The organism is Desulfovibrio inopinatus DSM 10711, assembly GCF_000429305.1.
Lineage (GTDB): Bacteria > Desulfobacterota > Desulfovibrionia > Desulfovibrionales > Desulfovibrionaceae > Alteridesulfovibrio > Alteridesulfovibrio inopinatus.
The window spans coordinates 1-26,159 of the sequence record NZ_AUBP01000030.1 but is presented as its reverse complement, the minus strand read 5'-3'; the positions used below and the strand labels follow the sequence as shown (position 1 = coordinate 26,159).

22 protein-coding genes and 1 tRNA gene are annotated in these 26,159 nt (G+C 46.4%); 12 read left to right on the top strand and 11 right to left on the bottom strand.

Annotated features, from left to right (window positions below):
* Positions 1–17 precede the first annotated feature (17 nt).
* From G451_RS0117810 to G451_RS0117790, 5 genes are all read left to right on the top strand, one after another.
* The gene (locus G451_RS0117810) at positions 18–878 is read left to right on the top strand and encodes an HDOD domain-containing protein (RefSeq protein WP_027185314.1); all 861 of its coding nucleotides are present in this window, start codon (positions 18–20) and stop codon (positions 876–878) included.
* Positions 879–996: 118 nt separating this feature from the next.
* Positions 997–2,724, top strand: a complete 1,728-nt coding sequence (recJ, locus tag G451_RS30195) for a single-stranded-DNA-specific exonuclease RecJ (protein ID WP_051261642.1) — start codon at positions 997–999, stop codon at positions 2,722–2,724.
* Between the two features lie 365 nt (positions 2,725–3,089).
* Positions 3,090–4,505, top strand: coding sequence for an outer membrane homotrimeric porin (locus tag G451_RS0117800; protein WP_027185313.1), 1,416 nt, complete (start codon positions 3,090–3,092; stop codon positions 4,503–4,505).
* 435 nt (positions 4,506–4,940) lie between these two features.
* Positions 4,941–6,359 (top strand): outer membrane homotrimeric porin, encoded by a 1,419-nt coding sequence (locus G451_RS0117795; RefSeq protein WP_027185312.1) that lies wholly within the window; start codon positions 4,941–4,943, stop codon positions 6,357–6,359.
* Between the two features lie 180 nt (positions 6,360–6,539).
* Positions 6,540–7,814, top strand: coding sequence for a DUF401 family protein (locus G451_RS0117790; RefSeq protein WP_034642718.1), 1,275 nt, complete (start codon positions 6,540–6,542; stop codon positions 7,812–7,814).
* 81 nt (positions 7,815–7,895) lie between these two features.
* On the opposite strand, the gene G451_RS0117785 is transcribed toward G451_RS0117790, so the two are convergent.
* The 5 genes from G451_RS0117785 to G451_RS30180 form a co-directional block, all read right to left on the bottom strand.
* A complete protein-coding gene (locus tag G451_RS0117785; RefSeq protein ID WP_027185310.1) occupies positions 7,896–8,672 on the bottom strand; it encodes a zinc ribbon domain-containing protein in 777 nt (258 codons plus the stop codon).
* Between the two features lie 37 nt (positions 8,673–8,709).
* Positions 8,710–9,528 carry a Nif3-like dinuclear metal center hexameric protein gene (locus G451_RS30185; RefSeq protein ID WP_034642716.1) on the bottom strand — a complete coding sequence of 273 codons (819 nt, stop codon included), beginning with the start codon at positions 9,526–9,528 and terminating at the stop codon, positions 8,710–8,712.
* A gap of 119 nt (positions 9,529–9,647) precedes the next feature.
* Positions 9,648–9,723 (bottom strand) — tRNA-Ile (locus tag G451_RS0117775).
* Positions 9,724–9,843: 120 nt separating this feature from the next.
* A complete protein-coding gene (locus G451_RS0117770) occupies positions 9,844–10,734 on the bottom strand; it encodes an NAD(P)/FAD-dependent oxidoreductase (RefSeq protein ID WP_027185309.1) in 891 nt (296 codons plus the stop codon).
* A gap of 77 nt (positions 10,735–10,811) precedes the next feature.
* Positions 10,812–11,942 carry a tRNA nucleotidyltransferase/poly(A) polymerase-related protein gene (locus G451_RS30180; RefSeq protein ID WP_034642714.1) on the bottom strand — a complete coding sequence of 377 codons (1,131 nt, stop codon included), beginning with the start codon at positions 11,940–11,942 and terminating at the stop codon, positions 10,812–10,814.
* A gap of 621 nt (positions 11,943–12,563) precedes the next feature.
* Here G451_RS30180 and G451_RS30175 point away from each other — a divergent pair.
* The 3 genes from G451_RS30175 (at position 12,564) to G451_RS0117745 (ending at position 15,073) form a co-directional block, all read left to right on the top strand.
* Complete coding sequence (locus G451_RS30175; RefSeq protein WP_051261641.1) at positions 12,564–13,742, top strand: right-handed parallel beta-helix repeat-containing protein; 1,179 nt, start codon at positions 12,564–12,566, stop codon at positions 13,740–13,742.
* 101 nt (positions 13,743–13,843) lie between these two features.
* Positions 13,844–14,287 carry a DsrE/DsrF/DrsH-like family protein gene (locus G451_RS0117750; protein ID WP_027185308.1) on the top strand — a complete coding sequence of 148 codons (444 nt, stop codon included), beginning with the start codon at positions 13,844–13,846 and terminating at the stop codon, positions 14,285–14,287.
* A 267-nt stretch (positions 14,288–14,554) separates the two neighbouring features.
* The gene (locus G451_RS0117745) at positions 14,555–15,073 is read left to right on the top strand and encodes a GNAT family N-acetyltransferase (RefSeq protein ID WP_027185307.1); all 519 of its coding nucleotides are present in this window, start codon (positions 14,555–14,557) and stop codon (positions 15,071–15,073) included.
* A gap of 73 nt (positions 15,074–15,146) precedes the next feature.
* Here G451_RS0117745 and G451_RS0117740 read toward each other — a convergent pair whose 3' ends face one another.
* Positions 15,147–15,584, bottom strand: a complete 438-nt coding sequence (locus G451_RS0117740) for a hypothetical protein (RefSeq protein ID WP_027185306.1) — start codon at positions 15,582–15,584, stop codon at positions 15,147–15,149.
* A gap of 332 nt (positions 15,585–15,916) precedes the next feature.
* Between G451_RS0117740 and G451_RS30170 the strand changes: the two genes are divergently transcribed.
* Entirely contained in the window at positions 15,917–16,495 is a 579-nt protein-coding gene (locus G451_RS30170; RefSeq protein WP_156921701.1) for a carboxymuconolactone decarboxylase family protein, read from the top strand.
* Positions 16,482–18,212: a thiamine pyrophosphate-binding protein gene (locus tag G451_RS0117730; protein ID WP_027185305.1), complete on the top strand. Its 1,731-nt coding sequence runs from the start codon at positions 16,482–16,484 to the stop codon at positions 18,210–18,212. The genes G451_RS30170 and G451_RS0117730 overlap by 14 nt, the downstream gene beginning before the upstream one ends.
* A 159-nt stretch (positions 18,213–18,371) precedes the next feature.
* On the opposite strand, the gene G451_RS0117725 is transcribed toward G451_RS0117730, so the two are convergent.
* Positions 18,372–19,640: a diguanylate cyclase gene (locus G451_RS0117725; protein ID WP_027185304.1), complete on the bottom strand. Its 1,269-nt coding sequence runs from the start codon at positions 19,638–19,640 to the stop codon at positions 18,372–18,374.
* Positions 19,641–19,910: 270 nt separating this feature from the next.
* Between G451_RS0117725 and G451_RS0117720 the strand changes: the two genes are divergently transcribed.
* Positions 19,911–22,658 (top strand): cation-translocating P-type ATPase, encoded by a 2,748-nt coding sequence (locus G451_RS0117720; RefSeq protein WP_084448635.1) that lies wholly within the window; start codon positions 19,911–19,913, stop codon positions 22,656–22,658.
* A 434-nt stretch (positions 22,659–23,092) separates the two neighbouring features.
* Entirely contained in the window at positions 23,093–23,497 is a 405-nt protein-coding gene (locus tag G451_RS30165; RefSeq protein ID WP_051261639.1) for a response regulator, read from the top strand.
* Positions 23,498–23,632: 135 nt separating this feature from the next.
* On the opposite strand, the gene G451_RS0117710 is transcribed toward G451_RS30165, so the two are convergent.
* The 4 genes from G451_RS0117710 to G451_RS34815 form a co-directional block, all read right to left on the bottom strand.
* Positions 23,633–24,175, bottom strand: coding sequence for a disulfide bond formation protein B (locus G451_RS0117710; RefSeq protein WP_027185302.1), 543 nt, complete (start codon positions 24,173–24,175; stop codon positions 23,633–23,635).
* Positions 24,176–24,187: 12 nt separating this feature from the next.
* A complete protein-coding gene (locus tag G451_RS35380) occupies positions 24,188–24,340 on the bottom strand; it encodes a DUF5993 family protein (protein ID WP_425387514.1) in 153 nt (50 codons plus the stop codon).
* A gap of 390 nt (positions 24,341–24,730) precedes the next feature.
* On the bottom strand, positions 24,731–25,807 hold the full coding sequence (locus tag G451_RS0117700; protein ID WP_027185301.1) for a hypothetical protein: 1,077 nt from the start codon (positions 25,805–25,807) through the stop codon (positions 24,731–24,733).
* A 155-nt stretch (positions 25,808–25,962) separates the two neighbouring features.
* On the bottom strand, positions 25,963–26,159 hold a 197-nt coding region (locus G451_RS34815; RefSeq protein WP_034642711.1), incomplete at its 5' end, for a hypothetical protein.

Below are 26,159 nucleotides of genomic sequence, written 5' to 3'. Positions count from 1 at the left end.
CGTTTTGTAGAAAGAATATGAATCACGAACGCGGACAACAGTTTCTTTTGGAGTTACCAAGTCTCAAGCACGACTTGCCATATTCATCGGCAATGTTAAGTACATTGTTTGTCCAAACCGATTCTGGTTCAACGGCGAGCCTTCATGATGTGGCCGAAACCATAAACCAGGACCAGGGCTTGACCATTAAAGTCCTGCGATTGGCTAATTCGGCATTTTATGGCTTGCAGTCTGAAGTCAACACCGTGTTACGAGCTGTCTCAATTCTCGGACTTAATGAAATCCGTACATTGGTTCTTGCCCTCGGGGTGTCATCGTTGGCCCGAAAAGCTATCTTCCCTGATGGTTTTGACTTGAAGCAATATTGGACGCACCAATTGAGTGTTGCCGTTATTGCGTCCGAGCTTGCCACGCGCCAACCAGATCTCGATGCGGATAATCTGTTTACATCGGGTGTTCTTCATGACGTCGGCAAAATCATAACGGCTTTGCATCGCAGTGATGACTTCGCAGCAATCTATCATATGGTGCATGATGAAGCGATGAGCTATCCCGATGCGGAAGACCAGTATTGGGGGTTGGAACATGGGGTCATCGGGTCCATGGTCCTTAAATCCTGGTATTTACCTGAAGAATTGACCGAGCCGGTGAATTGGCATCATTCACCAATACATGCCCCGTCATTTAAAAAACAGGCCTTAACTCTATGTACAGCTGACGCTTTGGCTCATCTCCTTGACGACCCAGAGTATCCGCATAATTGCCCATGGCAAAGGGTTGTTTCCAAATTTGGACTGAAGGAAGTTGAAGCCGTCGAAACAATGAGCGCTGTGTTGGAGTCTCGAAATATTGAACAACTTGCCCAGGCTCTTATGTAATCAAGACGTCGTGCTCGTTTGTGCTTGCCTGTACCTCTTTTCTTCCCTCTTTTCTATCCATTCATTGTGATTACTGATAGAGCCCTCATAGACCAATAGGGGCAAATGGAGTGGTGACATGACCAAAAATTGGGTGTTGCGCGTAGGACATGCTGCCCCTGTAAATTTTACACAATGGGCCAATTCGTTGGGCATTCGGGAATTGACAGCCAGCTTGCTATGGGCTCGTGGGTTATCCGGAATAGACGAGATGGATGTCTATCTGAGTCCGGGGTTGCGTCACCTTATGGCCCCTTCGCTTCTGCCGGGAATGGATGCGGCCGTCAAAACCATCGCAGCGTGTCTCGATCGGGGAGGACGTGTTGCTGTCTGGGGAGATTACGACGTGGATGGTGTCACATCCACGGCTCTTCTGCTCGACTTCTTTCGATTAAAAGGTCTTGAAGCCACGGCGTATTTACCCAAACGCAGTGCAGAAGGGTATGGATTGAACTGCGCTGGGATCGAACGTCTAGCTGAACAGGGAATTGATTTAATTATTACCGTCGACTGTGGAATCGCAAGTCATGAAGAAGCACAGCGAGCAGCAGAACTTGGGGTGGCGCTCGTTGTGACGGATCATCATTTGCCTCCGTCAACGCTACCGCCTGCGACAGCTATCTGTAATCCTAAACTCGGTGAAAACGCTGGAACCGACCTTGCCGGGGTTGGCGTAGCGTTTTTTCTTGCCGCCGGACTCAATAATGCATTGCCAGGAGAACGTATAGATGTGCGCCGTTTTCTTGATTTCGTGGCGCTAGGTACTATTGCCGATGTCGTTCCGTTGACCGGACAGAATCGTATTCTTGTGAAAAACGGCATGCTACTTTTGGCTGAAGCAAAACGGCCTGGAATTCATGCATTAAAAGAAGTGGCCGGCATTGCTCCTGCTGCGGCCATGGGCGCCGGACAGGTGGGGTTTGGCCTTGCTCCTCGTATCAATGCTGCCGGACGTATGGATACGGCAGATGAAGCCCTCGCTCTATTATTGGCTCGAGATCTTGATGAAGCAAGGCCATTGGCCGCTTTACTGGATGATTTAAACAGTCAACGAAAAAGCGAAGAAGATCGTATTTTGGAGGAAGCAAAAGAGCAGGCGGCCCAGCAACCTCATCGGCTTGGTTTGGTTCTCTGTGGAAAAAATTGGCATGCTGGTATCATTGGGATTGTTGCATCACGTGTGGTTGAAGCAGAATATAAGCCTGTGGTCATGCTGACGTATGAGAATGGCATCCTAAAAGGATCCGGTCGGAGTATTCGTGAATTTGATCTCTATGCAGCGCTTGATCAACTTTCTCCCGTCTTGACAAAGTTTGGTGGACATAAACTGGCCGCGGGACTGAGTCTCGATACAAATAATTTTGAAGCATTACGTGAAGGATTTCATGAGCAAGCACGACTTCAACTCGGTGAGTCTCGTCTATATCCTACATTACGAGTGGATGGGGAGCTGAGTTTTCGTGACATTGATTTGGGGTTATTGAAAGAAATTGAACTCATGCAACCGTTTGGTCTCGGAAACCCTGAGCCGGTTTTTACGACGCCTGAAGTCAGTGTGCGATCGTATAAAATTTTTGGCAAAAATCATGTTTCAATGCAACTTCGCGACGAGGCCGCGAGTCAGACGTTGAGGGCAAAAGCTTGGCGTCAGGCTGATGTTCTTGGTCCATCGCTGGCTGGACAGCAAATTAAGACTGCTTTTACTCCTCGACTTGAGACCTATAATGGCATCACTTCTATTGAATTGCTCATAAAGGATGTTGAGCCCGTGGCAGCTCCTGGCACAAAGATGCGTTCGACTCCATAACGATGTTTTTAAGTCTGTCTGTTTGTTGTGAGATTATAAAGTCAATTTTTACAGTGTATTATGTTTTTCCTGTAGAGGATTTTGAACGGAAAAAATAAATTAAAAGATTTTGTAAAAAATTTTTGACTCTGTTTTGTTAAGAGAGTAAAAAAAGATCCGACGTCATTGTTAACAAGTGTTCACTGAAGTGGGCGTGATTTTGCGCGCTTCTGGATACAAGGCTCAATAAGTTAACTTTTGTAAACTTATTGAGGTGCGGTGAGCTATAAGCAGCTGCACACTTGTCGCTTCTTTGTGAACATTAGTTAACAAAAAGCGTCATAGTGATGTTCTCGATAAAGATAATTTAACAGGAGAAAGGTTTCATGAAACGTATTATCATGCTCGCCACGCTGGGTGCTTTTGTGCTCGGTATGTTCGGTGTCGCCAGTGCGGCTACTGAAGTCCGCATGGTCGGCGATGCTCGTATCAGCGCTAACTGGTATTCGAACTATCAGTTCACAGGGTGGAACCGTACCGGTACCCAAACTGTTGACCCTGTCACCATTTGGGAACGTTTCCGCGTTCGCGCTGACTTCATCGCCAACGAAGCCCTGAAGTTCCGCTTGGGCCTCAAGGTTGAAGACGTTTGGGGTGGTGGTACCTTTACGGCTGATAACTCGGCTGTTTCCTTACAGGTTTACCAGGCTTTTCTGCAGTTTAAGTGGCCTGACACCGATATCGAAATCACCGCTGGTTATCAGCCCCTGAGCCTGCCCCAGAGTTCTTTCTTTGATGGAAGCATCATTTTTGACTCGGAAGCTGCGGCTTTGGTCGTGAACGCGCCTGTTATTGCTGATACCTTGGCCGTTCAAGCTGGGTTTATTCGTTTCCTGGATAATGGTCAGCAAGACGCCACCACCACGCAGGTCGCTGACGAATTTGACGCGTACTTCCTCGCGTTGCCCATTACGCTTGATGGTGTCACCATCATCCCGTGGGGTACCGTTGCCGTTGCCGGTATCAATGGCAACTACGGCGCTTTCGAAGACGGCAATGCTGCTGGCCTGGCTTCTGCAGGCACCTTCATGGTTCCTCCCACTGGCTGGGACAACAACCAGAATATTTACTGGTGGGTTGGCGGTGCGTTTGAAGTTGACGCTCTTGATCCCATCAAACTGTATGCTGACGTTATCTACGGTGAAGGCAATCCCACTGACCGTGGTAAGAGCAAACGCTGGGGTTGGTTCGTCGACGGTGCTGTTGAATACACTGGCCTCGACATGCTGACTCCTCAGTTGTCCGCCTGGTGGAGCTCCGGTGAAGACGGAAGCACCCGCAACGGTTCCGAACGTATGCCTTATCTCGTTCCTTCCTGGAACGCCTCGACCTCCTTCCTGTTCGACGGTGGTCAGCAATTCAAGAATGGCACGGTTGACGTCAATCCTATCGGTAGCTGGGGGATCACGGCTTCTTTGAACGACATCTCCTTCGTTGAAGACCTGACTTCCCGCATCACCTTCACCTACGCTCGCGGTACTAACTCCAAGACCGCTCTGCGTGATGCCAACCTTGTGCTTGGTACCAATAACTTCTTCATCATGGGCAAGGACCTCACCGTTGACGAATACGTTCTCGGTCTGTCTTTCGACCATCAGTATATGATTTACGAAAACCTGGCCCTTATCGCTGAAACCGGTTGGGCTCATGGTGAATTTGACAAAGACGTTTGGGGACGCCGCTTCTACAATGAAGCCAATGATATGTGGAAGGTCTCCCTCGGCTTGAAGTATCAATTCTAATTTCTTTAAGCGAGAACATCACGTTATGAGTAAAAGCCGGGTCCGAAAGGATCCGGCTTTTTTACGACCAAGGCATTTCAGGGCAAAATGGTTTGGAATGAATTTGTGATCAAAATGATTCCTCAAAAAAGATCTTTTATGATGAATTGGTATAAAAAATTTTCTTTTCAATAAAAAAAATTTTTGAAGTAATCATCTTTTTGGATCAAATCGTGATTAAGTTTACTTATTTAAATTCTTTTTTTTTAGGCAGTTATCCTGCTTTTATTGCTGTTATCTCAAAATGAAACGAAATAAAACATTTTGGTTGAAAAATTTTGACTTGATTTTGGAATCAAGTTATATCCGGCCTGTCTTTAGTGAGAAAGCAGCATCTCCCCCAGTTGCTTTGATGCCCTTGGTGTGTCCTGTATTAAGCAATGGAGGAACTTTTTGATGAAACGCTTTGTCATGCTCGCCACATTGGCTGCCTTCGTATTTGGAATGGTCGGTATCGCCACAGCAGCAACTGAAGTACGTATGGTTGGTGATGCTCGTATCCACGCAAACTGGTATTCAAACTACCAGTTCACTGGATGGAACCGTGCTGGTACGCGGACAGTTGACCCCGTCACGATTTGGGAACGTTTTCGCCTTCGTACTGACTTTATTGCCAATGAATCTCTGAAGTTTCGCCTCGGTCTTAAAGTTGAAGATGTTTGGGGTGGTGGCACATTCACAGCTGATAATTCAGCTGTTGCCGTCCAAGTCTATCAAGCATACGTCCAATTTAAATGGCCTGATACAGATATTACAATCACCGCCGGTTATCAGCCCATGAGTATGCCGCAAAGCTCGTTCTTTAACGGCAGTGTCGTTGTCGATACAGATATAGCTGGTATCGGTATTACAGTGCCTGTAGTCGAAGATACATTCAATGTCGTTTTCGGTTTCGTCCGTTACCTTGATACAAACGGCCAATCCGACACCACGACGACGCAGGTTGCTGACGAACTTGATTCCTTCTTCCTCGTTTTGCCCATCACACTTGACGGATTCAGCATCACGCCTTGGGGTACCGTTGGTATTGCTGGTATTGCTGCCAACTCCGGTGTGTTTGAAGATGGCAATATGGCTGGTGTAACTTCTGCTGCTACGTTTATGCTCGCACCTGTCGGTTGGAAGAATAATCAGAATTTTTACTGGTGGGCCGGTTGTGCTTTCGAAGCCGATGCGTTTGATCCCATCAAACTGTATGCTGACGTTATTTACGGTGAAGGTGTCCGCGCCGACTACGATAAGAACAAGCGCTGGGGTTGGTTCATCGACGGCGCCATCGAATACACTGGCCTCGACATGCTGACTCCTCAGTTGTCCGCCTGGTGGAGCTCCGGTGAAGATGGAAGCACTCGCAACGGTTCTGAACGTATGCCGTACGTTGTTCCTGCCTGGAACGCCTCGACTTCCTTCCTGTTCGACGGTGGCCAGCAGTTCAAGAATGGCACGGTTGACGTCAACCCCATCGGTAGCTGGGGTATCACTGCAGCTTTGGCAAACATTTCGTTCATCGAAGATCTGTCCTCGCGTATCACCTTCACGTATGCTCGCGGTACCAACTCCAAGACCGCTCTGCGTGATGCCAACCTCGTCCTGGGAACGAACAACTACTTCATTATGGGTAAAGACCTTGCCGTCAACGAATACGTTCTCGGTCTGTCTTTCGACCACGAATACATGATTTATGAAAACCTGGCTTTGATCGCTGAAACCGGCTGGGCTCATGGTGAGTTTGACAAGAACGTGTGGGGTCGTCGTTTCTACAATGCCGCTGGCGATATGTGGAAAGTCTCCATCGGTCTGAAGTACCAGTTCTAATTAACCCAGAATATAGTACCACACCAAGGCATCTTAGGCCGGGTCCATACGGACCCGGCCTTTTTCACTGTAAAGAGGGTGATATTCGTATGCATTTCACCTGCTTCTATCTTGACCTCCAGAGAAATGAGGCGCACATCTAGTATCTTTCTTCCGGCACTTGCAACAAGGATATGCACCATGTGGCCTTTTCTCAAAATTGCATTGGTATTTACGGCCATGCTTTTCGGAATCCGGAAAAAGTTTGGTTTGGCGCGTTCAATTCTCGCTGGAAGCGTCTTGCTCGGCTTCCTGTTCGGATTCGGTCCACTTTCGTGGGGGAAAGCGGCAGCATTGGCTCTTATTGATCCCGATACAATTTTTCTTGCGGTTATCGTTGCTCTGATTCTTATTTTGAGCGACCTATTCGAGACAACCGGTCAAGCTGCTCGACTCATGGAAGCCATGCGCGGAATACTGACAAAGCCGCGTTTGCGTCTTGTCTTTTTTCCTATTCTGATTGGGTTGTTACCCATGCCAGGAGGAGCAGTTTTCTCCGCACCTATGGTGAAGAATTTATCCAAAGACCTTGATGTGACCGATGTTGACAGAGCTGTCATCAACTACTGGTTCCGACATATATGGGAGATGGGATGGCCATTGTATCCAGGCTTTTTATTGTCAGCGGCATTGTCCGGCGTTCCTGTTGCCAAATTATCCCTTATGGCCTGTCCTGCCATGGTGGTCTGTCTTCTTTTGGGGTGGCGGTTTCTGCTTCGGAATAAAATTGAAACGCTATCAACGTTTGTGGAGGACTCTCAACTCGTTGTGTCTTCGTTTTCGACACGATCAGTGTTGTCTCATGCCGCACCTTTGTTGACGGCAATTATTGGAGGCATTGGACTTCAAGCTGGTATTGGCTTTGTTGATCCTGCCGCGAATGCGGAAATCGGAATCGTTGTGGGGCTTGTAGCGAGTATTGTGGTGTGCGTGAGACAGAATAAAGTCACAACAGAACAGATAGCAAATATTTTTCGGAAGAAGCATCTGTATACGATGCTTGGAGTCATAGCCTCCATATTTATTTTCAAGGATGTCATGCGTCAGGCTGGAGTCGTTGAAGCGATGTCATCTTCAGCTGGAGCCGATGTCGCATTGTGGTTCACTGCCATTATTTTGCCGTTTATTGTTGGTGTTGTTGCCGGTATTGCGCTTGCCTATGTCGGTGCCAGCCTGCCGTTGCTCTTAGGCTTACTGCAAGGGCTTGGCATGTCTTCGCAAATTCCGGAATATACAATTTTGCTTCTGATTTGCGGTTTTGCAGGCATAATGGTTTCTCCCATACACATATGCTTTTTGTTGACGTGTCAGTATTTTAATGTGGAGATTTCCAATGCATGGCGCCGCATAGCCATACCGAGTATGGGATTGTTTGTTTTTGGTATCGTGTATTTTCTCCTGCTTCGTGCTCTATGATAATGTGGACATATCTAAGACGAAAAAAGCGAGCCAAGGTTTTCCAAGGCTCGCTTTTTGACGTTGTATATATAAATCGTATTAGGCGTTTTCGGAGGTATCTTCGGCCGAAGCGGCGTCATTTTCTTTTTTTGCAACGGCTTCCGGGACATGTTGTGTCCAGAAAATAAGTCGTTGACAGTTGGGACAGCTTAAAATTTGTTCACCCTTTTGCAGTTCAATAAACGTCTGCGGGGGGATGCTGATGTTACATCCCGAGCAAATGCCAGCATCAACGGCTACGATAACGGGATTGTGCAAACGTGAGCGAATGAACTCATATCGTTTGAGAATCGGTTTCGGCACCGTGTGGGCAGCAGTGGACCGGATGGCCTCAAGTTCGTCAAGACGCTCCTTCGCTGCTTTCATGCGAGCTTCAAGATTGGCGCGTCCTTCTTGCAGTTCTTTTTGCAAACTGCTTGAGCCGTCCTCAAGTTCTTTCAAACTCAGCTCCTGACGTTCAATCTCTTCTTCCAAGGCGGTCCGTTCTTCTTCGCGCATGCGGTTGAGCTTTTCAAGGTTGTCCATTTCACGCATCATTGCGTGATATTCCTTGGTGTTGCCAACGAGCATGAGCTTGCTTTTGCTTTTTTTAAGCTTGACACTGTCGTCTTCGATTTCAGTATGAAGTCGATTGTGTTGGACGCGCAAAAATTCGAGTTTTTCGCGAATCGATTCTTTGGAGGCGTCAAGCTCTTTGTTTCTCTCTTCGAGCTTGGCGATTTCTCTGGGAGCCTGCTCAAGTTCTTCCTGCAGGCCAACCATTTCTCCATCAACTTTTTGCAGGACAACAAGTTGCTCAATTTGTTTCAAATACATAGACATGGTTATCTCCAGTCGCTCGTGGATAGTGGTGTCATGTATTGGCACCGAGGGAGGGTGCCTCGACGATGTTGATAGGGTCTCGTCCAGGAATAAAAGAGACGGTGACACCGTCCTTTTCCAAAGCGGCGGCAAGTGTTTCGGCGAAAATGCGCGTCATGCGCTCTTCCAGTGAAAAGTGGCCGACATCAATCATGCAGCCTGCATCAAAGACATCAAGGGCTGTATGGTATTTGACGTCACCAGTGATATAAACATCGGCGCCACAATCGAAAGCCTCACGGGCAAGGGAAGAACCAGAGCCGGGACAGTACGCGACACGACGCACCGATTCCGGCGCAATTCCAGTCATGGCAAATCGTGTTCGACCGATGTGATTCGAGAGGGTGCCGAAGAAATCGCTAAAGAGGGCAGGAGTTTGAAGATCTCCCACGAGCCCAATCCCAAGATGGGGTGGGGCGTCTGGATGGTTTACCGGAGAAAGCGGTCGCCGGTTTTGTAAATCCAATACATCGGCAAGCCACCCAGGAGGCCCGGTCAGTTGGCAATCCAGGCTTGTATGTGCACTATATAGCCATGCATCAGCGCACATAAGGAGATGAAGGACATCGAAATAATCCCCTGTAGCATCTGGCGCTATGGGCTTAAAGTACAGTGGGTGGTGAGTCAGACAGACATCAGCCCCCAACGCAAGCGCTTCGCGAATGAATGCCGGGGAGGGATCAAGACCGACCGCGAGATGCGTGAGTGTATCTCGATGTGCGGCAACCTGGATACCACAGTGATCCCAGGATTCAGCGAATTGCGGCGGGGCGAATTGCTCGATAATAGAGAAAAGCTTGCGTGGTTTCATGGGCAAAAAAAAGCGCTTTCACCGAATCGGCCGGTGAGAAAGCACCTTGCCAGTTGATGAGTTGTGTTTCGATCGAGCGAAGTTCGTCACATTTCGATGAAGAAGCACAGTATTCCTCGTGGTGGGCCTACCAGGATTCGAACCTGGGACCTGCCGGTTATGAGCCGGAGGCTCTACCAACTGAGCTATAGGCCCTGGCCATAGGTACAGAAACATGATCCTATATAGTGTCAATTTGCTTTTGTCAAATTATTTTCGCTGAAGGGGCGGAAAATTTCCGTATCCCCTTCACGATCTCTTTTGGTACGAGAGTGTTTATTTCTTTTTGAGGTAATTGATAGCGGATCGCCCGGCGAGCGCTCCTTCCCCCACGGCAACACTTATTTGCAGAAAGCGGCCAACACAATCGCCCGCGGCAAAAACGCCTGGAATATTCGTCGTCTGATCACTTTCGGCATCAATGAAGACACCGCGTCTCGTGAGTCCAAGTGTGTTGGCAAAATCAAGCGCGGAAGCCTCTCCCATCGCAATGAAGAGGCCGTCCAATGGGATGCTTTCTCCAGATTCGAGGACAACAGCGCTTAACGCCGGTTCTCCCTCCAAGACATCAATTTTTTCTTGGCTGACAACAATCCCTGCTTTCTCAAGACGATCTGAGAATTCTTGACTGAACGTTGGTGTTTTGCCCTGCGTGAAGAGACGAACATTGGGAGTGTAATTAAGCAACTCCAGCGCCTGGTTTGCTGCAAAAAAACCTTCTCCGAGAACAGCAACAGGACGGTTGCGGTAGAAAAAACCGTCGCAGCTTACACAATATGAAACGCCTTTGCCTTCGTAATCGTCAAGATTACGTACTCCGGGCCGCAGACGTGAAACACCAGCAGCAATGATAAGTGCCTGACATTCTATTTCTCGATCAACCGTTTTGATATGAAATCCTTCTCCGGAATCGGCATGATGGACCGTCAAAACGCGCTCGCATTCCAGAGTCGCACCGAAGCGCGAGGCTTGGCGTACTCCGCGGGCAATAAGATCACGTCCGGAAATGGTTTCATCAAATCCGAAATAATTATCAATGTCGTAATCACCGGCCACTTTGGGTTGGCAACCAAGAACAAGTGTTTCAATGCCGGCGCGAGCCGTATAAATAGCGGCGGAGAGGCCGGCGGGGCCACCGCCGATAATGCAACACGGAACAGATGTCATAGTATATTCCTTAGGCTGAAAGCTCTGTTAAAAAAAACAAATAACACGGGTTTGATTGAGAGAAAAGGGGGCGGTATTCATATTATTGTCTTCATGGATTGAGCGACAGCTTCACATCGTAATTCTCGAAGTCGGTTCCCTGACTCCAGTCCTTTGTTCCGTGCTTCTTCTGGCAACCTGATAGATAACATAACCGCAAGGTCACGCTTCATTGCACCGGCAACGTCGTGACCGTGGTCGGCTTTGGCCAGAGCGATCATGTCATCAACACAATTCTTTCGATGAAGTCGATCCAAAAGATCGACGCGTGTCCCCGGTCGCAGTGTATCGTATTTGCCGACGCGCATATGATCGGCTGCTGCTGTCATACCAGCTTGGATATATTTGTTAGGCATACCAAGACGTTTTCCAAGATTCTGTGCCAAATCAATTCCGTAATGGTCATGCCTATAATGATGCGGCCAACACGCTGATGGTGTTATGGTTTTTCCAAGGTCATGGCAAAGCCCCATCCATACTTGAAGTGGGTTTCCGGCTAAGCGGCGCATAACCTCAAGTGTATGTTGGAAGACGGAGCCATCGTGGTACTGCGGAGGGCCGGCAGGGATTGTATCAGATCGAACGAGTTCAGCAAACCATGGTGATAAACACGCTGTGTCGGCAAGGAGTTGGAAAAAACGATCCGGTCGAGCTGTTACCAGAGCTTTGCGCGTTTCTGCGCAAACTCGTTCCGAAGCAACCGTGCTGAGAAGATGGGCTTGGGCAGCAGCATGCATCAACTGGTGCAGGCTTATATGGGGCGTCGCCGTCGGGAATTCTGCAAAAAAGCGGGCCGCACGAAAAACGCGAACAGGGTCGGTGGAAAACGCTGTGTCCGAGGCCGGTCGGAGAATCAAGTCAGCCAGGTCGGCAATGGCATTCGGATGTGCAATAATGCAGCATGCCCCCGTTTCGGCTGTATCCAGGGCCATGGCATTGATCGTCAGGTCACGGGCCATCAGGTCGGCATGGATATCGCTGTCGCGTAATAGTGCATATTCTTCGTGATCTATTAAGAAAACCTCGAAGGCTTTGCCAACGGGAATGGCCTTGGGGAATGCCGCTTGAAATTCTTCTGGTGTTGCCCCCTCCACAACAAAGTCACGGTCATGGGCTTGTCTGCCCAGCAACAAATCGCGAACAGCACCACCGACAAGATAAATTTTCATAATTTCATAATACGTTCAGTTGCTTCATCCAATCAAATAAATTTCACACGTGATGTGCACTATCCTTCATACGCGAATTTCGTAGAACGCCTTGTTTCGTCTTACTGCTTGAGGGAACGAACAAAGACGCACCAATGACGAACGGATATTATGATAAAGCAGGGATGGATATTTTACTTGCCTTGGTCAACGTCAGACGATTTCGCGTGGCTGGACCGGTTTCGAGTAGATAGGCCGACGCCTGTTTAATATATAAACGTCGAGGCAGATAAGCAAGTAACGGGAAGAATCATATCAAATCCACGAAATGCAGCCGCTGTTGCTGTATGGAGTAGGCCCCATGAGCGGCAGTCTCTGTGACAATCACCGTTGTGATTCCTTTGTATAAAATTTGTCTACACTGGATGAGACAAGGGGATCACCTGTTTGAGGCGCAACTTCCGGTAAAATGATATCTTTCGTCCCTAAAAAAACACGGATCATGGTCTGCTCCCTTACATTATAGTTAATTGATTTTTATACTGAAGCGAGACATCGGGCAACTCTTTCCACAATCTGAACCTCAGACGGTCGCACTTTTGCATAAAGAGTATCAATATATACCAGCAAGGAGAACGTGGCATGCTGATTAAATTTATCATGGCAAGCATCTTGAGCTTGTTTTGCTGTATTCCCGCGTACGCCATTGTCGTCAGCAATGCGACTGCACTTGAAGAAGCCGTGGCTGCAGCTCATGAAGGCGGGGATCGATCAATTTTTTTGGAAAATGGACAGTACACGCTGAGTGGACCACTCGTTGTACGCGTAGACAACGTTACTGTCCGGTCACTGTCTGGAGATCGTGATAACGTGACAGTGTTTGGAAATGGAATGAATGGAACGATTTCTCATGTTTTCCTCGTTTATGCTGACGGCTTCCATCTGCACGACGTGACCATCGGCAAAGTGGCGTATCATGGTGTTCAATTTCAACCGGGTGCCTCGCTGGCCGTGCTACAAAATTTGCGGATTATTGATTGTCGGGAGCAGATGGTCAAAGGTGCCTATGATTCCAGTCAACCGGATATTGTGTCACGTGAAAGTATTATCGAAAATTGTCTGTTTGAATACACAGCAGGGATCGGACCTCAATCATATATTGGAGGGATCGATGTTCATGCTGGTGTCGATTGGATTGTGCGTGGAAATACGTTTAAAAACATCAAGAGTCCTTCAGGCTCGTTAGCCGAACACGCCGTTCATTTTTGGTCGGGAGCGTCCGGAACTCTTGTTGAGAACAACATCATTATCAATTGTGACCGCGGGATTGGGTTTGGACTTGGTGACCGCGGGCATGTGAATGGAATTATCCGAAACAATATGATTGTTCATGATGGCTCAGGATCTTTTGCTGATGTAAGCATCGGTTTGGAATCTGCTGAAGGAGCCGTTGTGGTCCAGAACTCCATATATATGGCTTCCAGTTATCCTAATGCCATAGAATATCGATTTACTACGACGAAAAATGTGCTTCTGGCTAACAACTTGACGAATCGAGCCATTGTTTCTCGCGATGGAGGAGAGGCGTCCGTGTCAGATAATCTCACCACAGCGCAAGCTGATTGGTTTGTCGATCTTTCGTCAGGCGACTTGCACCTTGTTTCGGCTGTGGATTCAGTGGTAGGTGCCGCTCCTCTTCTTTCACAGGCCCCGCAGGATTTCGATGGACAATTACGTCAGAACCCAACTGATATTGGAGCGGACACGATGACAACATTGCCGGACCTTGGTTATGTCCTTCTTTTGCTTCTTGACTCGTGAACAAAGATCACCTGAAACAAATATATTATTTTCTATTCTCCCCGTGCTTTTTCTGTAGTACATATACAGCAATATTAATCCAACCACCTTGGGGGGGAATTATGACGCAAGAAAAGGAAAAAGCCGGTTTCATTTGTGTCAAGGACACTTTGGATGGAGCCTATCCGTCTCTGGTTCTGGGCATTAATGCGGCCAGGTTGGGCATGGAAAGCAAAATTTTCTATTCTTTCATGGGGCTGAACCTTGTCTTGAAAGGCGGGGTAGACCATGCCAAATTTTTCCCCCCAGGGGTCATGGGGGCAATTCCTGGTATGGTGTCGCTCGCCACTGGTATGATGAAAAAAAAGATCGACAAAGCCAATATCCCAAGCCTTGGCGAACTGATGGAAATGGCTCAGATTGAAGGGGTGGAGCTCATCGCCTGCAAGATGACCGTTGATATGATGGAAATCGACGAGTCTAAACTCGTTTCAGGCGTCATTGTGTGGACGGCTGAAGATTTTTTGAAATACGCCAAGGAATGTAAACTTTGTCTTTTTACATAAAATTTGTTTAGCAACACGAGCATGATTGTCTTGGATATGATGATCATGCTCGTTCTCTGTGTGCATACTCCATAGTTCTATATGAATAACCGAAAGAACGTGTGGTATTCCCTCCGGTTGTTGGCATATTTTCGCATGATCCTGATTCTTCATATTTCCTCTGTCCCATTGTTCGACGTTTGGCGAGGGGGTATGTGTTGTCGGAGGGGAGTTGTCCGTGGGTATGTAGAATTATTCCGTTTTCTTTCAGTATATGGAGCCACATCTATGCGTATTCGACAGGAAGAGCCGTCTGATATCGAAGCGATTTCACAGTTGCACTACGCTGCATTTCAAGGACATCCCGCCCATGAATCAGGCGCTGAACCATGTGAACACCTGATTGTTATATTGCTGCGACAGGCTGGCGAATTAACGATTTCGCTTGTCGCTGAAGAGAATGATGAAATCGTCGGGCATATTGCTCTTTCACCCGCAATTCTTGGACAAACCCACAACCCATGGTTTTTGCTTGGACCGATAGGGGTGTTACCCGCACACCAACGGCAGGGAATTGGCACTGCGTTGATGCAAGTGGCGCTCAAGCAAGCACAAGTCCAAGGCGTAGAAGGTGTCGTGCTTGTTGGCGATCTTGGGTATTATTCGCGTTTTGGATTGAGATCCTATTCCGGGCTGACATACCCTGGAGTACCAGACGAATTTGTTCTTGGGCTTGCGTTTGGAGCACATCCTCCCAGGGGAGAAATTCAAGCGCATCGGGCTTTTAAAGAAGCCATGAACGCATAGATTTTATGAGGGGAGGTCGAGATAAACGGCCTCCTTTCTTCTGTTTTCCCCGATTGCTGTGACTCTTTATACGTCATGAGAGACAATCAATACGGTCTTCGATTTGTTGACGCAGTGTGTGTAAGGTTTCGAAGCGGTTCGTCGCATCAAGAGGTGGATTGATTTTGTATTCATCGTCATTGGCGACTCGCCAACGATTTGTCCGTATTTTTGTCTGAATTTCTGTTTTATTGTAAAGCCAACCGCATCCACCGGGACGAAGCAAGACAAGCAACCAATCCGGCTCATGATGAAAAAGCCGAACGACATGATCTCGTAACCCCCAAAACGGTCGTGATGAACGGGATACCCTTACAGTCAGCCAAAGTTTTGATGGCCCGTGATGCGGGGATAGACAGGTTTCAATCGTAAAGTAATTCCCTGGACGCAGAGCCAAAAGCGAACCAAAGTGCCCAAATGGTTGCGGCGCCTCATATAATACTCGTGGTTTGGCCCCAATAACACGCGCCATGGTCGTGATTTCTTGGTGTGCTCTTTGTCGTTCGCAATGATTACAAGTGTCGTTATGCGGTCTCTTCATAGAAATATCGCTTTATCTCTTATGCTAATGATCTTCAACTACTATAGTTCTTTATAAAAACAGGATGTTGTCGGTGGTATTGTAAAAACGATGAAAGCGATGTTGGTATTCTTTGTGGTAGAGATTGAACAAAATAGTATTATTTTGACTTGTGTTTATTGTCGTTCGAATAGTGACGAAACATACATTCTTATGTAATGCACAATTAAGAAGTAAAACTATGCATGTTTATTGACCAAGCTGATGCCCAAGGAGAAACGTGTATGGCCCGTTTACCCGATGCTGTTGAGTCTGGCGTTCGCGGTGAAGCTGCTGCACTATTTGAGAAACTGATAGCGAAACGTGGTCGAATTGACGGCATGTATACAACGCTGTTGAATCACCCACAGCTTGCCGGGATGATTGGCGACTTAGGGACATTTTTTCGATTTGGTGACTCTGTATTGGATGATGAAACCAGAGAGTTCGTTATTTTGTATGTCGCTTCACGTCTTCGTATTGCCTATGAATGGGTTAAGCATAAGGGACCTGCTCGCGATGCAGGAATTTCAGAAGACATTATAGAAGCATTACGGCAAGGTGGCCGTGATCCTTTGGATAACCTTCAGATTGATTTGGTCTCCATCGCAGACTGCGCATTATCATTGCAAAATATTCCACAACAACTTCAAGATCGCGTTGTTCGTCATGTCGGTATGCACGGCATGTTGGAACTTGTCGCTTTGGTAGGATTCTATCGGCTTATTGGTGGGATCATTACATGTTTCGACGTACCACTTCCTCATGGTGAAAGTGATCCTTTTTCCGAAACGTCAGGAGATATGATCCATGAAAGCTGCTGAATATATTCTTCATGCACTTGCTGACGAGAGACTTGGACACATCTTTATGGTTCCGGGAGGGCTTGTCGATCCGTTTCTTTCCGCATTTGAAAATAATCCGGAACTGACTCCCATTGTATGTGCACATGAAGGTGGTGCAGCATTTATGGCAGACGGCTATGCGCGTGCGACGAATCATTTTGGTGCTTGTCTTGCCATTGGTGGGCCCGGAGTTACGAATATGGCCACCGCCGTTGCGTCGGCCAGGGCAGACGGTGTGCCGCTCTTGGTTCTCAGCGGCCAAGTCCCGACATCATGGGAAGGGCGGGGAGGATTTCAGGACTCTTCACCTGCATCGCTTAATGATGTTGCTATGCTGTCTCCTGTAGCGAATCCCTCGTTGTCAGCCGAGCATGTTCGTCTTGTTCATCATCATCTTCGAGCATGTGTTGCCGGTGTTGTTGGAGTTCCCCCAGGACCAGCGCATTTGAGTTTGCCTGTGGATGTGCAGAGATCAGATGTCGAACATTCATGGTATCCCGTCCATAAGTCTGGCGCACATGCAAAAATTTGTGACAATGAAGCGTTAAGGAACTTGTGGGAGATGCTGAATCCGATGCAGGCAACTCAGGCTCCAATAAAAATAGCGATCCTCGCCGGATATGGTGTGGTCAGATCGAATGCCTGGAAACAGCTTCGAATGTTTGCGGAGCGTTTCGATATTCCCGTTGCCACGACCATGAAAGCGAAAGGTGTTTTACCCGAAGACCACCCGCTAAGTTTGGGAATCTTTGGGTATGCCGGTCACCGACCTGCTATTGATGCGTTGCTTTCCGGTGATGTGGAGGTCTTGCTTGTGCTTGGCTCGGGGCTGAGCCAACGTGATACCATGTTTTGGAATCGGAAAATGCGTCCTATTCGCTCCATGGTTCATGTTGATATCAACACAACCGTACTTGGACGAACATTTGATGATGAAGTCAGTATCATGGGAGATTGTGGTGTCGTTTTGGCGAGATTGCTTGAGATGGCTGGTGCTGGAGCCGCTGGTCTGGAAACGACGAGAGAGGGGCGCAGGACTTGGGTGAAGCTCATTCTTGAGAGCGGACCGCGCGTTTATGAGGGAGAAAATTGTGAAAGTAATGCTTCGCCCCTTCATCCTGCACGTGTTGTCACGGCGTTGCGCCAGGTTTTTCCCCGGAATGGTGCCTTTTTAATGGATTCTGGGGCGCATCGGGCTTTTTGCACACACTATTGGCAGACCTATGAACCGTTGACATTTTTTACCGCGGCCAACATCGGACCGATGGGATGGGGAATTCCAGCAGCCATAGGTGTACAGGCCGCGCTGCCGGACCGTCGGGTTGCTGTTGTTACGGGAGATGGTTGCATGCTCATGCATGGTATTGAGATGCAAACTGCAGCTCGATACAACCTGCCTGTTCTCTTTGTCGTCATCAATAATGCTGCACTCGGGAATGTATGGCTTCGCGCGCATACTCAGGGAGTTGTACCGGGAACATTGACGACACTTCCTTGTCATGATTGGGCGGCATTTGCTCGATCTTTGGGACTTGAAGGTATCACAGTCCATGAACCGGATGAACTCATTCCAGCGTTCACCAATGCACTGCATTGTGGTGGACCGGTATGTGTTGACATTCACTGCGACAAAAATTGTCCCACCCCTGTGACGCCGTATAGTTCTGCCAAAGCGCATTGGGTGGACGATGAATAAAGAAATAGTGATAATTTTTCTATGAAGTGAGAGCGTTTGAGAAAAGAAATGACGGCAGCAGGCAGGTTATTGTGTGAAACAGCACGGATAGTTTAAAGAGGGACTGGTCTTTAGAACCAATCCCTGGTGTTGGTATATGTGTACTGATGGTAAAAGATATTAACTGCAAACTTGGTTGCGGTTTTTCGCTTTGGCTTCGTATAACAGCGTGTCAGCTCTGGCAATGAATTCTTCCAGCCGTTCGTCGGGCATATATTGAGCAATGCCAGCACTAAATGAAATAGATAGAGGGCCAGCGCTGGTGATAACAGGTGCTGACGTCAATTCTTCCAGAAGACGATTGGTGATCATACTCGCATGTTCAAGCGAAGTTTGTGGCATGATAAAAAGAAACTCTTCTCCCCCATACCGACATCCGATATCATAAGTCCGGACACTTTTTTTCAAAAGTGAAGCCAGAGCGACTAATACTTCATCGCCAACGTTATGGCCGTAGGTATCATTGACTTTTTTAAAGTGATCAAGGTCGAAAAGCGCGATACTTAAAGCATCATGACTGCGTTGACATCGAGCAATTTCTTGAGAGAGTAGGCGAATTCCCGTGAATCGGTTATAGAGACCGGTCAAGAAATCTGTCAGCGCGACATTGGTCAGAACGGTTTGTGCTTTTTGTAAATCTCGAATGAAATGACGTGAAATATACATAATCGAAAAGATGACCAAGGCGACGACCCCAATGCCACTGACAACCATGTAGAAGCGTGATTCAGATATTTTTTTATTGAAGTCTTCTGCAAGGATGGAAACGGCAATTCCTCCTCGAATATCACCACGTTTGTACCCTTGTTGAGCATGGCATTTTAAGCACGTGTCATCGGTCATGAGCGGAGCCATATATCGATAGTACAACTTGCCATCTAATATATCGAACTTTGTATGTTCAGTTTGTCCTTGCTCAAAAGCATGAAGAGACTCTATTTCGAATGTATCAGGAGCATTTGAAGGATTTAATGTTTTTAAGCTTGTGATTTTATATTGCAATCTTTCCCTGTGACTAGGGGATTCAGACAGCTCTCTCGTGACAAGTGCTGGATTTTTCAAGGTGTAGTCGCGATTATTGCAAGTCATTACAGCTTGAATTCCTTCTATTCTTTGTAGGTAAGGATTGATTCCATCTGTTGTATCGAGGGGGACATAAACTCCTCCATGTTTTGCCACCCAACTTCGCGTGACGACAATCTCATCAAAAAAAGTTTTTCCATATTCGTGGAGTTGTTGAAGGTATGTCTTCGAAGCGTTGATATTAAATGCAAAAAAGAGAGAGGCGATAACGATACTAACAAGAAGAGCAATCAAGCCAAGATATTTCAGGACAAAGCGCCTGCTGGAATCGATATCCAGCACACGCGAAATGTGGGGATCAGTCATACTCACCTTCGTATCAATAGAAATTCATTTGAAGTATGCTCTGTTTTAAGGGGGAGAAGAAGCTGTGACGAATGCTAATGATTTTATCAACACAGCAGTCGCATCATCACATTCATTGTAATCTTTTTTTTAAACGTTGCAATTGAATAAGATTGGTGATTATTTATATGTAGTGTGCGAATTTATTCCATCATTTTCCTTGTTGTGCATGCTTTGAGAAAACATAAAAATATCTTTACAAGTCGTCGCTGGCTTTCTATAACGATAATTATGAATAAAAATACTGGTAATGCTTTTGACGAGGCGACTCATAACTCCCACGCATTGAGTGTTGCGGATGTCCTGAGAATCTTAAACACGTCTTCACGACAAGGACTTACATCGACAGAAGCAGCTTCACGGCTGAAGCTTGTCGGCCCGAACATACTTCGAGAATATCGAGATGAGTCGTCGTGGATGCGTTTTGTTCGGCAGTGGCATCAACCTTTATTATACATTCTCAATGCTGCAGCTTTTATTACATTGTTTCTTCATGAATACGTTGACGCAAGTGTTATTTTCGGTGTTGTCCTTGTTAATGTGACCTTAGGCTACATCCAGGAATCCAAGGCGGTAAAGGCGCTGACTGCTTTGCGACAAACGCTGCAAGTTGAAGCGCGTGTTGTTCGCGACGGAGGAACTGAACGAATTGCTGCGCACGATCTTGTTCCTGGTGACATTCTCTTTCTTGAAGCGGGGGATAAAGTTTCAGCCGATGTTCGTCTTGTTGAATCGAACGAATACCGTGTTAATGAATCTTCTTTGACGGGAGAGTCACTTCCCGTTGAAAAAGATATTCAGCCTGTCTCCAGAGAAGTTGGACTCGCCGACCGAACCTGTATGAGTTATGCGGGGACACTTGTTTCTGCCGGACAAGCGAAAGCAGTTGTAGTGGCAACGGGCGATGCAACAGAAATCGGTCGTATATCCGAATTAGTTTCACAAGCCGAAGAACTTGAGACCCCACTCACGCGAAGTATTAGCCGGTTTAGTCAAATATTACTTTATATCATCCTTGGCCTGGGTGTTGCCGGTTTTGGAGCCGGCGTCCTTCGGGGAGAGCCCATGGTCGAGATGCTTATGGCGGCGATTGCTCTCGCTGTTGGAGCTATTCCTGAAGGATTACCTGCTGCTGTGACTGTTATTTTGGCAATTGGGGTGTCCCGAATGGCAAAGCGAAAAGCAGTCATTCGGCGTTTGCCCGCCGTTGAAACGTTGGGCGGCACGACAGTGATTTGCACGGATAAAACAGGCACTTTGACGGTAAATCAAATGACTGTTTCTCGTATTGAGGTTCTTGACCGTCAATACGAGCTGACAGGGCAGGGGTATGAATTTGAAGGGGAAATTCTTCATATTACAGGTAGTAAAGACAATTCAATTGTTTCAAAAGAGCGCGATTATGCTTTGTTTGAATGTCTGAAGGCAGGGGCGTTATGTAATGATGCAACGTTCGTGATGCAAGACAATGTTCAGACTCTTATTGGAGATCCGACAGAAGGTGCTTTGCTCGTTTCTGCTGTCAAAATTGGTATAAATATTGATGAACTTTTTTTACAATGCAAACGTATTGACGCCATTCCTTTTTCCTCAGAACGTCAATATATGGCAACACTACATGAATGTGGTGACGAAAATATAATTTATGTAAAGGGTGCAGCGGAACGAATTATAGAATTTTGCACACAGGCATTGGGCAGCGATAATCATGTTGTATGTTTTGATACGGCTACTGCACGAGCTACTCTCTCGACTTTGGCTGAAGAAGGAATGCGAGTGCTTGGTTTTGCATATAGTCATAGTTCACGAGAAAGAAACGTTGTTGAGCAGAGTGACCTTAGCGAGCTTGTTTTTCTTGGATTTCAAGCCATGATTGATCCTCCTCGTAAAGAGGCTGTCCACGCAGTCGATGCTTGTATGAAGGCAGGAATACGGGTCGTTATGATTACTGGGGACCACGCGCATACAGCATTGGCGATTGCCGAATCCTTCAATATTCCCAATCAGAAAATGGCAACACCTACGTTTGGTCGTGTTATGACGGGGGAGCAGCTCGCGACATTGACAGATGATGAGGTCGAGCAGGCTTGCCGTAGTGTTTCGGTTTTTGCCCGTGTTGCTCCTGAGCAAAAATTGCGTTTAGTCCGAGCATTTCAACACGATCACGCAATTGTTGCGATGACCGGCGACGGGGTCAATGATGCCCCTGCTTTAAAACAGGCCGATATCGGTACAGCCATGGGGAAAACTGGAACTGAAGCTGCCAAAGAAGCCGCCGATATGGTTCTGACCGATGACAATTTTGCTACAATTGAAGCGGCAGTAGAGGAAGGCCGAGCCGTTTTTGATAACCTCATTAAATTTATTGTGTGGAATTTGCCCATTAATTTGGGAGAAGGATTGGTCGTTCTTTGTGCTCTTTTTCTCGGTATCACGTTGCCCATGACTCCGGTTCAAATTTTGTGGATTAATATGACAACGGCTGGTTCGCTTGGTATCATGCTCGCTTTTGAGCCTATGGAATCAGATATTATGGAGCGGACACCACGAGATCCTCAGGTGTCCATTTTGTCGTTCGATTTGGTTCTTCGCATTACCGTCGTCGGCGTATTGTTGTTGGTTGTTGTCTTTGGACTCTTTTTTTATGAACGTTCTTTGAATGCCTCACTTGAGCAGGCCAGAACGGTAAGCGTTAATGTTTTTGTCGTCGTATCTTCCTTATATCTTTTGAATTGTCGCTCTCTTCGTCATCCCTTCTGGAGACAGAATGTGCGAGGGAACCTTTGGATACCGTTTGGTATTGTTCTCATGATGATCTTACAAGTTCTGTATACATATCTTCCTGTTATGAATGATTTATTTAAGAGTTCTCCGCTCTCTTGGTCTTCATGGCTCCGTATTTTCATGGTTTCTTTTACTGCAATGCTGTTGGTTGAGCTTGAGAAGTTTATACGAGCCAAGTTTGTTCCTCAAACATAACTCTCTTTCCGGCAATAAGCAGTTTGAAAAATCTGATTTTTCTTTCTGGTTATTTCAAACACCATAGTAAATGGATGTGGTTATTGTGGGGAATTTCACAAAAGAAAAAACGAAAAAATTGATTATATGGTTATATCCCCTCGTGGAGGAAGGAAATATCCAATTCGTTATTTCTCATGTGTCGTATTCATGGAGAAATATTCTCGCATGTGGCATTATAATAGATGAATTGAGGGACATATTGTAGGTAGCAAGAGCGTTTTGGCAAAACGTGTTCTCGCTGTGAAAGCACTGATGGCGGTACTTGTTGGTTTTTATTGATTTCGATTCCTTTTTTATATAGGTATTAATGTACTGTTACGACGTCAGTATTATTCCATGAGAAAGACTTCCTATTTATCACGGGATGAGTCCCCAAAAAGAAGAAAGATGCAATGGGAAAAAAAATAATCCTAATTGTGGATGATGATGAAACCACCAGAGAATTACTGTCATTGATGGCAGAAAAAGCTGGTTACAGTACGTTACTCGCAAGCGATGGTAACGAAGGATTGCGTCTTCTTGCAGAGAATGCTGTTGATGTCCTGCTTTTCGATATCTTTATGCCGGAGAAAGATGGAATTCAATTTCTTATTGAGCTCAAGCAGAAAGGGTATCCATGTAAGACTATCGCAATATCTGGTGGCGCATACTTTGGAAGTGGAGTCGACTATCTTAAATATGCTCAGGCTTTTGGCGCCGATCAAGTCATCGTAAAACCAGTTTCTCAAGAAAAACTATTGCAGGCGCTTCACTCTTTCGAAGAATCGAATAAATCGGTGGATATTCCATCATTATAATGAGCTTTATAAGTTTGTATTTAAAATAAAAAAGGCCGATATGTCGGCCTTTTTTATTTGCAGAGAGAAAAAACAACGTGTCCAGCTAAAAAGCATTGTTTATGCAATAGGAATAGTGTTGCGTTGAGGTAATATCTACGGGAGAATCTTGTAATGCGTTGGATTGTCAGGACATTGCCCCATACCACATTCAAAGAAAGTTGAAATGATATTAATCAAAACAATCAAAGCCGTGATAATGAATACGAGTTTCGTTAAACCATCAGAATAGACAATGTCTCGCTCTTCTAGGAAATTATCATGATAAAAAAGAAAAATTCCAATAATTACAATTGATGTAATGAAAAATATGAAAGCCCAAGTATACAGGTGGAGACCCAAAACAGTTCCGCCATAGCCGCCGGTGCCGGGAATAATGTGAAGGAAAACTTGCCGGCCAGATACAGCCATGCCGTACACGGCACTCAGGAGGCTGATACCATAATGCCCGGCGCGCACACCGAAACGAACATTCAGCATGGGGCCAATTGCCAACCCAATAAAAGCGATTCGTTGGAGCAAGCAAAGAGGGCAGGGCATTTCTTGGAGGACGAATTGAAAAAACAATGCGCCGGCCAAGACAAAATCGACCATGAAAACACAAAGTGCGTTGAGAACTCGACCAAGTGTCCTATACATTCGTAAAATCCTTTACAGATCAATGGTGAGCGGGGATGTAACGTGATGCCAGAACACGATCGCACTAACGACGAGCATGAGAAGAACTACCATTGTGGCCTGCCTGCGACGACCTTTCCAGCCGAGGGCAATTGAAAAGAGTCCCAATACAAATATAAATGCCATCATACAGGTTACCCCTTTGTTTGAGATATTTCCATAGTTACAGCGTATTGAGGTGCGCCACCGATATCCAGTAAAAAAGAGAGAGAAGGATCGGCGTACCGCAGAAAGCAATTTAAGAATTTATTTGCCCAATAATTCCTATTTTATCAAGGAGCTGGTCGCGCTGCGATCTGAGATGGGAGCAGTTTGTTTCATGCTTTTCAAGGATATATCGGAATGGTGAATTCCGCATCATCATATGTTTGTGGAAAAAACTGATCATATAACTTTTTTCGCGTTGTCTACGGTCTTGTATTACGAAAAGCATTCAACATACGTCATGTCGATAGTGCGAGAATTGGCTTCATTCATTGTGATTTAAACATATTGAATTGAAAAAGCACATGGAATTTAGGATCGGCGGCGTTGAATTTTCATCCTGACTTTTTTGATTTTTTCTATCTCCTGTTGTTTCTCTTTCCATAAAAAGGCACTAATAGCCGCTGCCGTTTCGACATCAAGATCAGCAGACTCTTTGGTTGGCAGGTCCTCAAACCCCTCTTCATCAAACAAAAGTCCATCAGATTGGTTGCAATAGTGTTTCGCTACATACGCATTGCTCTCATTAAAAAAATCGAGAAACCGACGCATATCGGCACGGAGTGGGGTTCGATTGAAATCGGGATTTCGTTCGAGCAAGCTCACAATATCCGCGCGAAGAGGATTGGGAGCACCATCAATGAATGCGGGAAGGTATGCATTCATGCGCCGAAGAAATTCTAAAGCAGGAAATTGCATGGAAGGGTTAATTCGAAGGCGTTTGGGTTTGGCTACCTCGGGAAGACTTGTTCCCTGTAAGAAGTCCGAGACAATATCTCCTTGGTAGAGTTGAGATCGTTGGTAGATTCGTACAAGGAGATTGTTTTCGCCAAACACCGTCCCCCAGCGTTGGCAAAGCTCACGGTAATCATATCGCTGAATCCAGTGAGGGGTTGCCTTGATGGTTTCTGTATCAGGGATAGTGAGTGGCTGACTGTGACCGGATTTGATACTCGTTGAGTATGAGCTGAGAAAAAATTTATCTTGGCGTCTCAAGTAGATAACAACGGTGATGTGCTCGAAGTATGGCTTGAGCAGGTCATATAATCGTTGGATTTCTTGAACTGAAATCAATCTCGATGAACAATGTTCGTTGGAAAAAACAACAGTTTTGGCTTTTAACGAGGCCATTTCTTGAGCAAAATCCTGTTCAAACAGCTGACGAAAAGACTCAAGAGTTTCAGGAGAATGTATTCGATGGCGACGTCTGATGTCTGGAAAGACGTCGTCGCGTAACGCGTATGCAGCGAGTTTGGTATGATCGGGAAGTGCTGGCGAGGTCGCGTAGGCAATCCCATGTTGAAGCAGGAGAGCGCGATTCTGGTCGAAATAGCATTGAAGTGCTGTGGTGCCAGTCTTTTCAAGTCCAATATGAAGAATTGCATTCATGGTATTTATCGTAAGGGAAGGACCGAAGCTGCCGTGAAGGAGGATATTCAACTTCAGTAGTTAAGATACAATTCATAAACGGCAGATATTGAAATGACAAGAAAGCTCTTTTGAGGACATGAGCCAAAAGGGAACTCGGAAAGTACTGGATGAAATTAATCAAAATAAAAACATTTAAAATCAGTAGAATACAAGAAAATGTACTCTTCTTCAAAAAAAGTGATTGACGTTGGCGCGTCATTCTCATAGACATCCACCTCCCGACGCGAACGGGGGCCGGTTTTGCCGGCTTCGCCAAGCGGCTGAAAAAAAGTTTTCAGAAAGTGCTTGACGAAGGGGAGACGAAGACGTA

Excerpts from the sequence above, each read along its gene's own strand:
- G451_RS0117810 (WP_027185314.1), top strand. The coding sequence starts at position 18 with ATGAATCACGAACGCGGACAACAGTTTCTTTTGGAGTTACCAAGTCTC.
- recJ (WP_051261642.1), top strand. The coding sequence starts at position 997 with ATGACCAAAAATTGGGTGTTGCGCGTAGGACATGCTGCCCCTGTAAAT.
- G451_RS0117800 (WP_027185313.1), top strand. The coding sequence starts at position 3,090 with ATGAAACGTATTATCATGCTCGCCACGCTGGGTGCTTTTGTGCTCGGT.
- G451_RS0117795 (WP_027185312.1), top strand. The coding sequence starts at position 4,941 with ATGAAACGCTTTGTCATGCTCGCCACATTGGCTGCCTTCGTATTTGGA.
- G451_RS0117790 (WP_034642718.1), top strand. The coding sequence starts at position 6,540 with ATGTGGCCTTTTCTCAAAATTGCATTGGTATTTACGGCCATGCTTTTC.
- G451_RS0117785 (WP_027185310.1), bottom strand. The coding sequence starts at position 8,672 with ATGTATTTGAAACAAATTGAGCAACTTGTTGTCCTGCAAAAAGTTGAT.
- G451_RS30185 (WP_034642716.1), bottom strand. The coding sequence starts at position 9,528 with ATGAAACCACGCAAGCTTTTCTCTATTATCGAGCAATTCGCCCCGCCG.
- G451_RS0117770 (WP_027185309.1), bottom strand. The coding sequence starts at position 10,734 with ATGACATCTGTTCCGTGTTGCATTATCGGCGGTGGCCCCGCCGGCCTC.
- G451_RS30180 (WP_034642714.1), bottom strand. The coding sequence starts at position 11,942 with ATGAAAATTTATCTTGTCGGTGGTGCTGTTCGCGATTTGTTGCTGGGC.
- G451_RS30175 (WP_051261641.1), top strand. The coding sequence starts at position 12,564 with ATGCTGATTAAATTTATCATGGCAAGCATCTTGAGCTTGTTTTGCTGT.
- G451_RS0117750 (WP_027185308.1), top strand. The coding sequence starts at position 13,844 with ATGACGCAAGAAAAGGAAAAAGCCGGTTTCATTTGTGTCAAGGACACT.
- G451_RS0117745 (WP_027185307.1), top strand. The coding sequence starts at position 14,555 with ATGCGTATTCGACAGGAAGAGCCGTCTGATATCGAAGCGATTTCACAG.
- G451_RS0117740 (WP_027185306.1), bottom strand. The coding sequence starts at position 15,584 with ATGGCGCGTGTTATTGGGGCCAAACCACGAGTATTATATGAGGCGCCG.
- G451_RS30170 (WP_156921701.1), top strand. The coding sequence starts at position 15,917 with ATGGCCCGTTTACCCGATGCTGTTGAGTCTGGCGTTCGCGGTGAAGCT.
- G451_RS0117730 (WP_027185305.1), top strand. The coding sequence starts at position 16,482 with ATGAAAGCTGCTGAATATATTCTTCATGCACTTGCTGACGAGAGACTT.
- G451_RS0117725 (WP_027185304.1), bottom strand. The coding sequence starts at position 19,640 with ATGACTGATCCCCACATTTCGCGTGTGCTGGATATCGATTCCAGCAGG.
- G451_RS0117720 (WP_084448635.1), top strand. The coding sequence starts at position 19,911 with ATGAATAAAAATACTGGTAATGCTTTTGACGAGGCGACTCATAACTCC.
- G451_RS30165 (WP_051261639.1), top strand. The coding sequence starts at position 23,093 with ATGGGAAAAAAAATAATCCTAATTGTGGATGATGATGAAACCACCAGA.
- G451_RS0117710 (WP_027185302.1), bottom strand. The coding sequence starts at position 24,175 with ATGTATAGGACACTTGGTCGAGTTCTCAACGCACTTTGTGTTTTCATG.
- G451_RS35380 (WP_425387514.1), bottom strand. The coding sequence starts at position 24,340 with ATGGCATTTATATTTGTATTGGGACTCTTTTCAATTGCCCTCGGCTGG.
- G451_RS0117700 (WP_027185301.1), bottom strand. The coding sequence starts at position 25,807 with ATGAATGCAATTCTTCATATTGGACTTGAAAAGACTGGCACCACAGCA.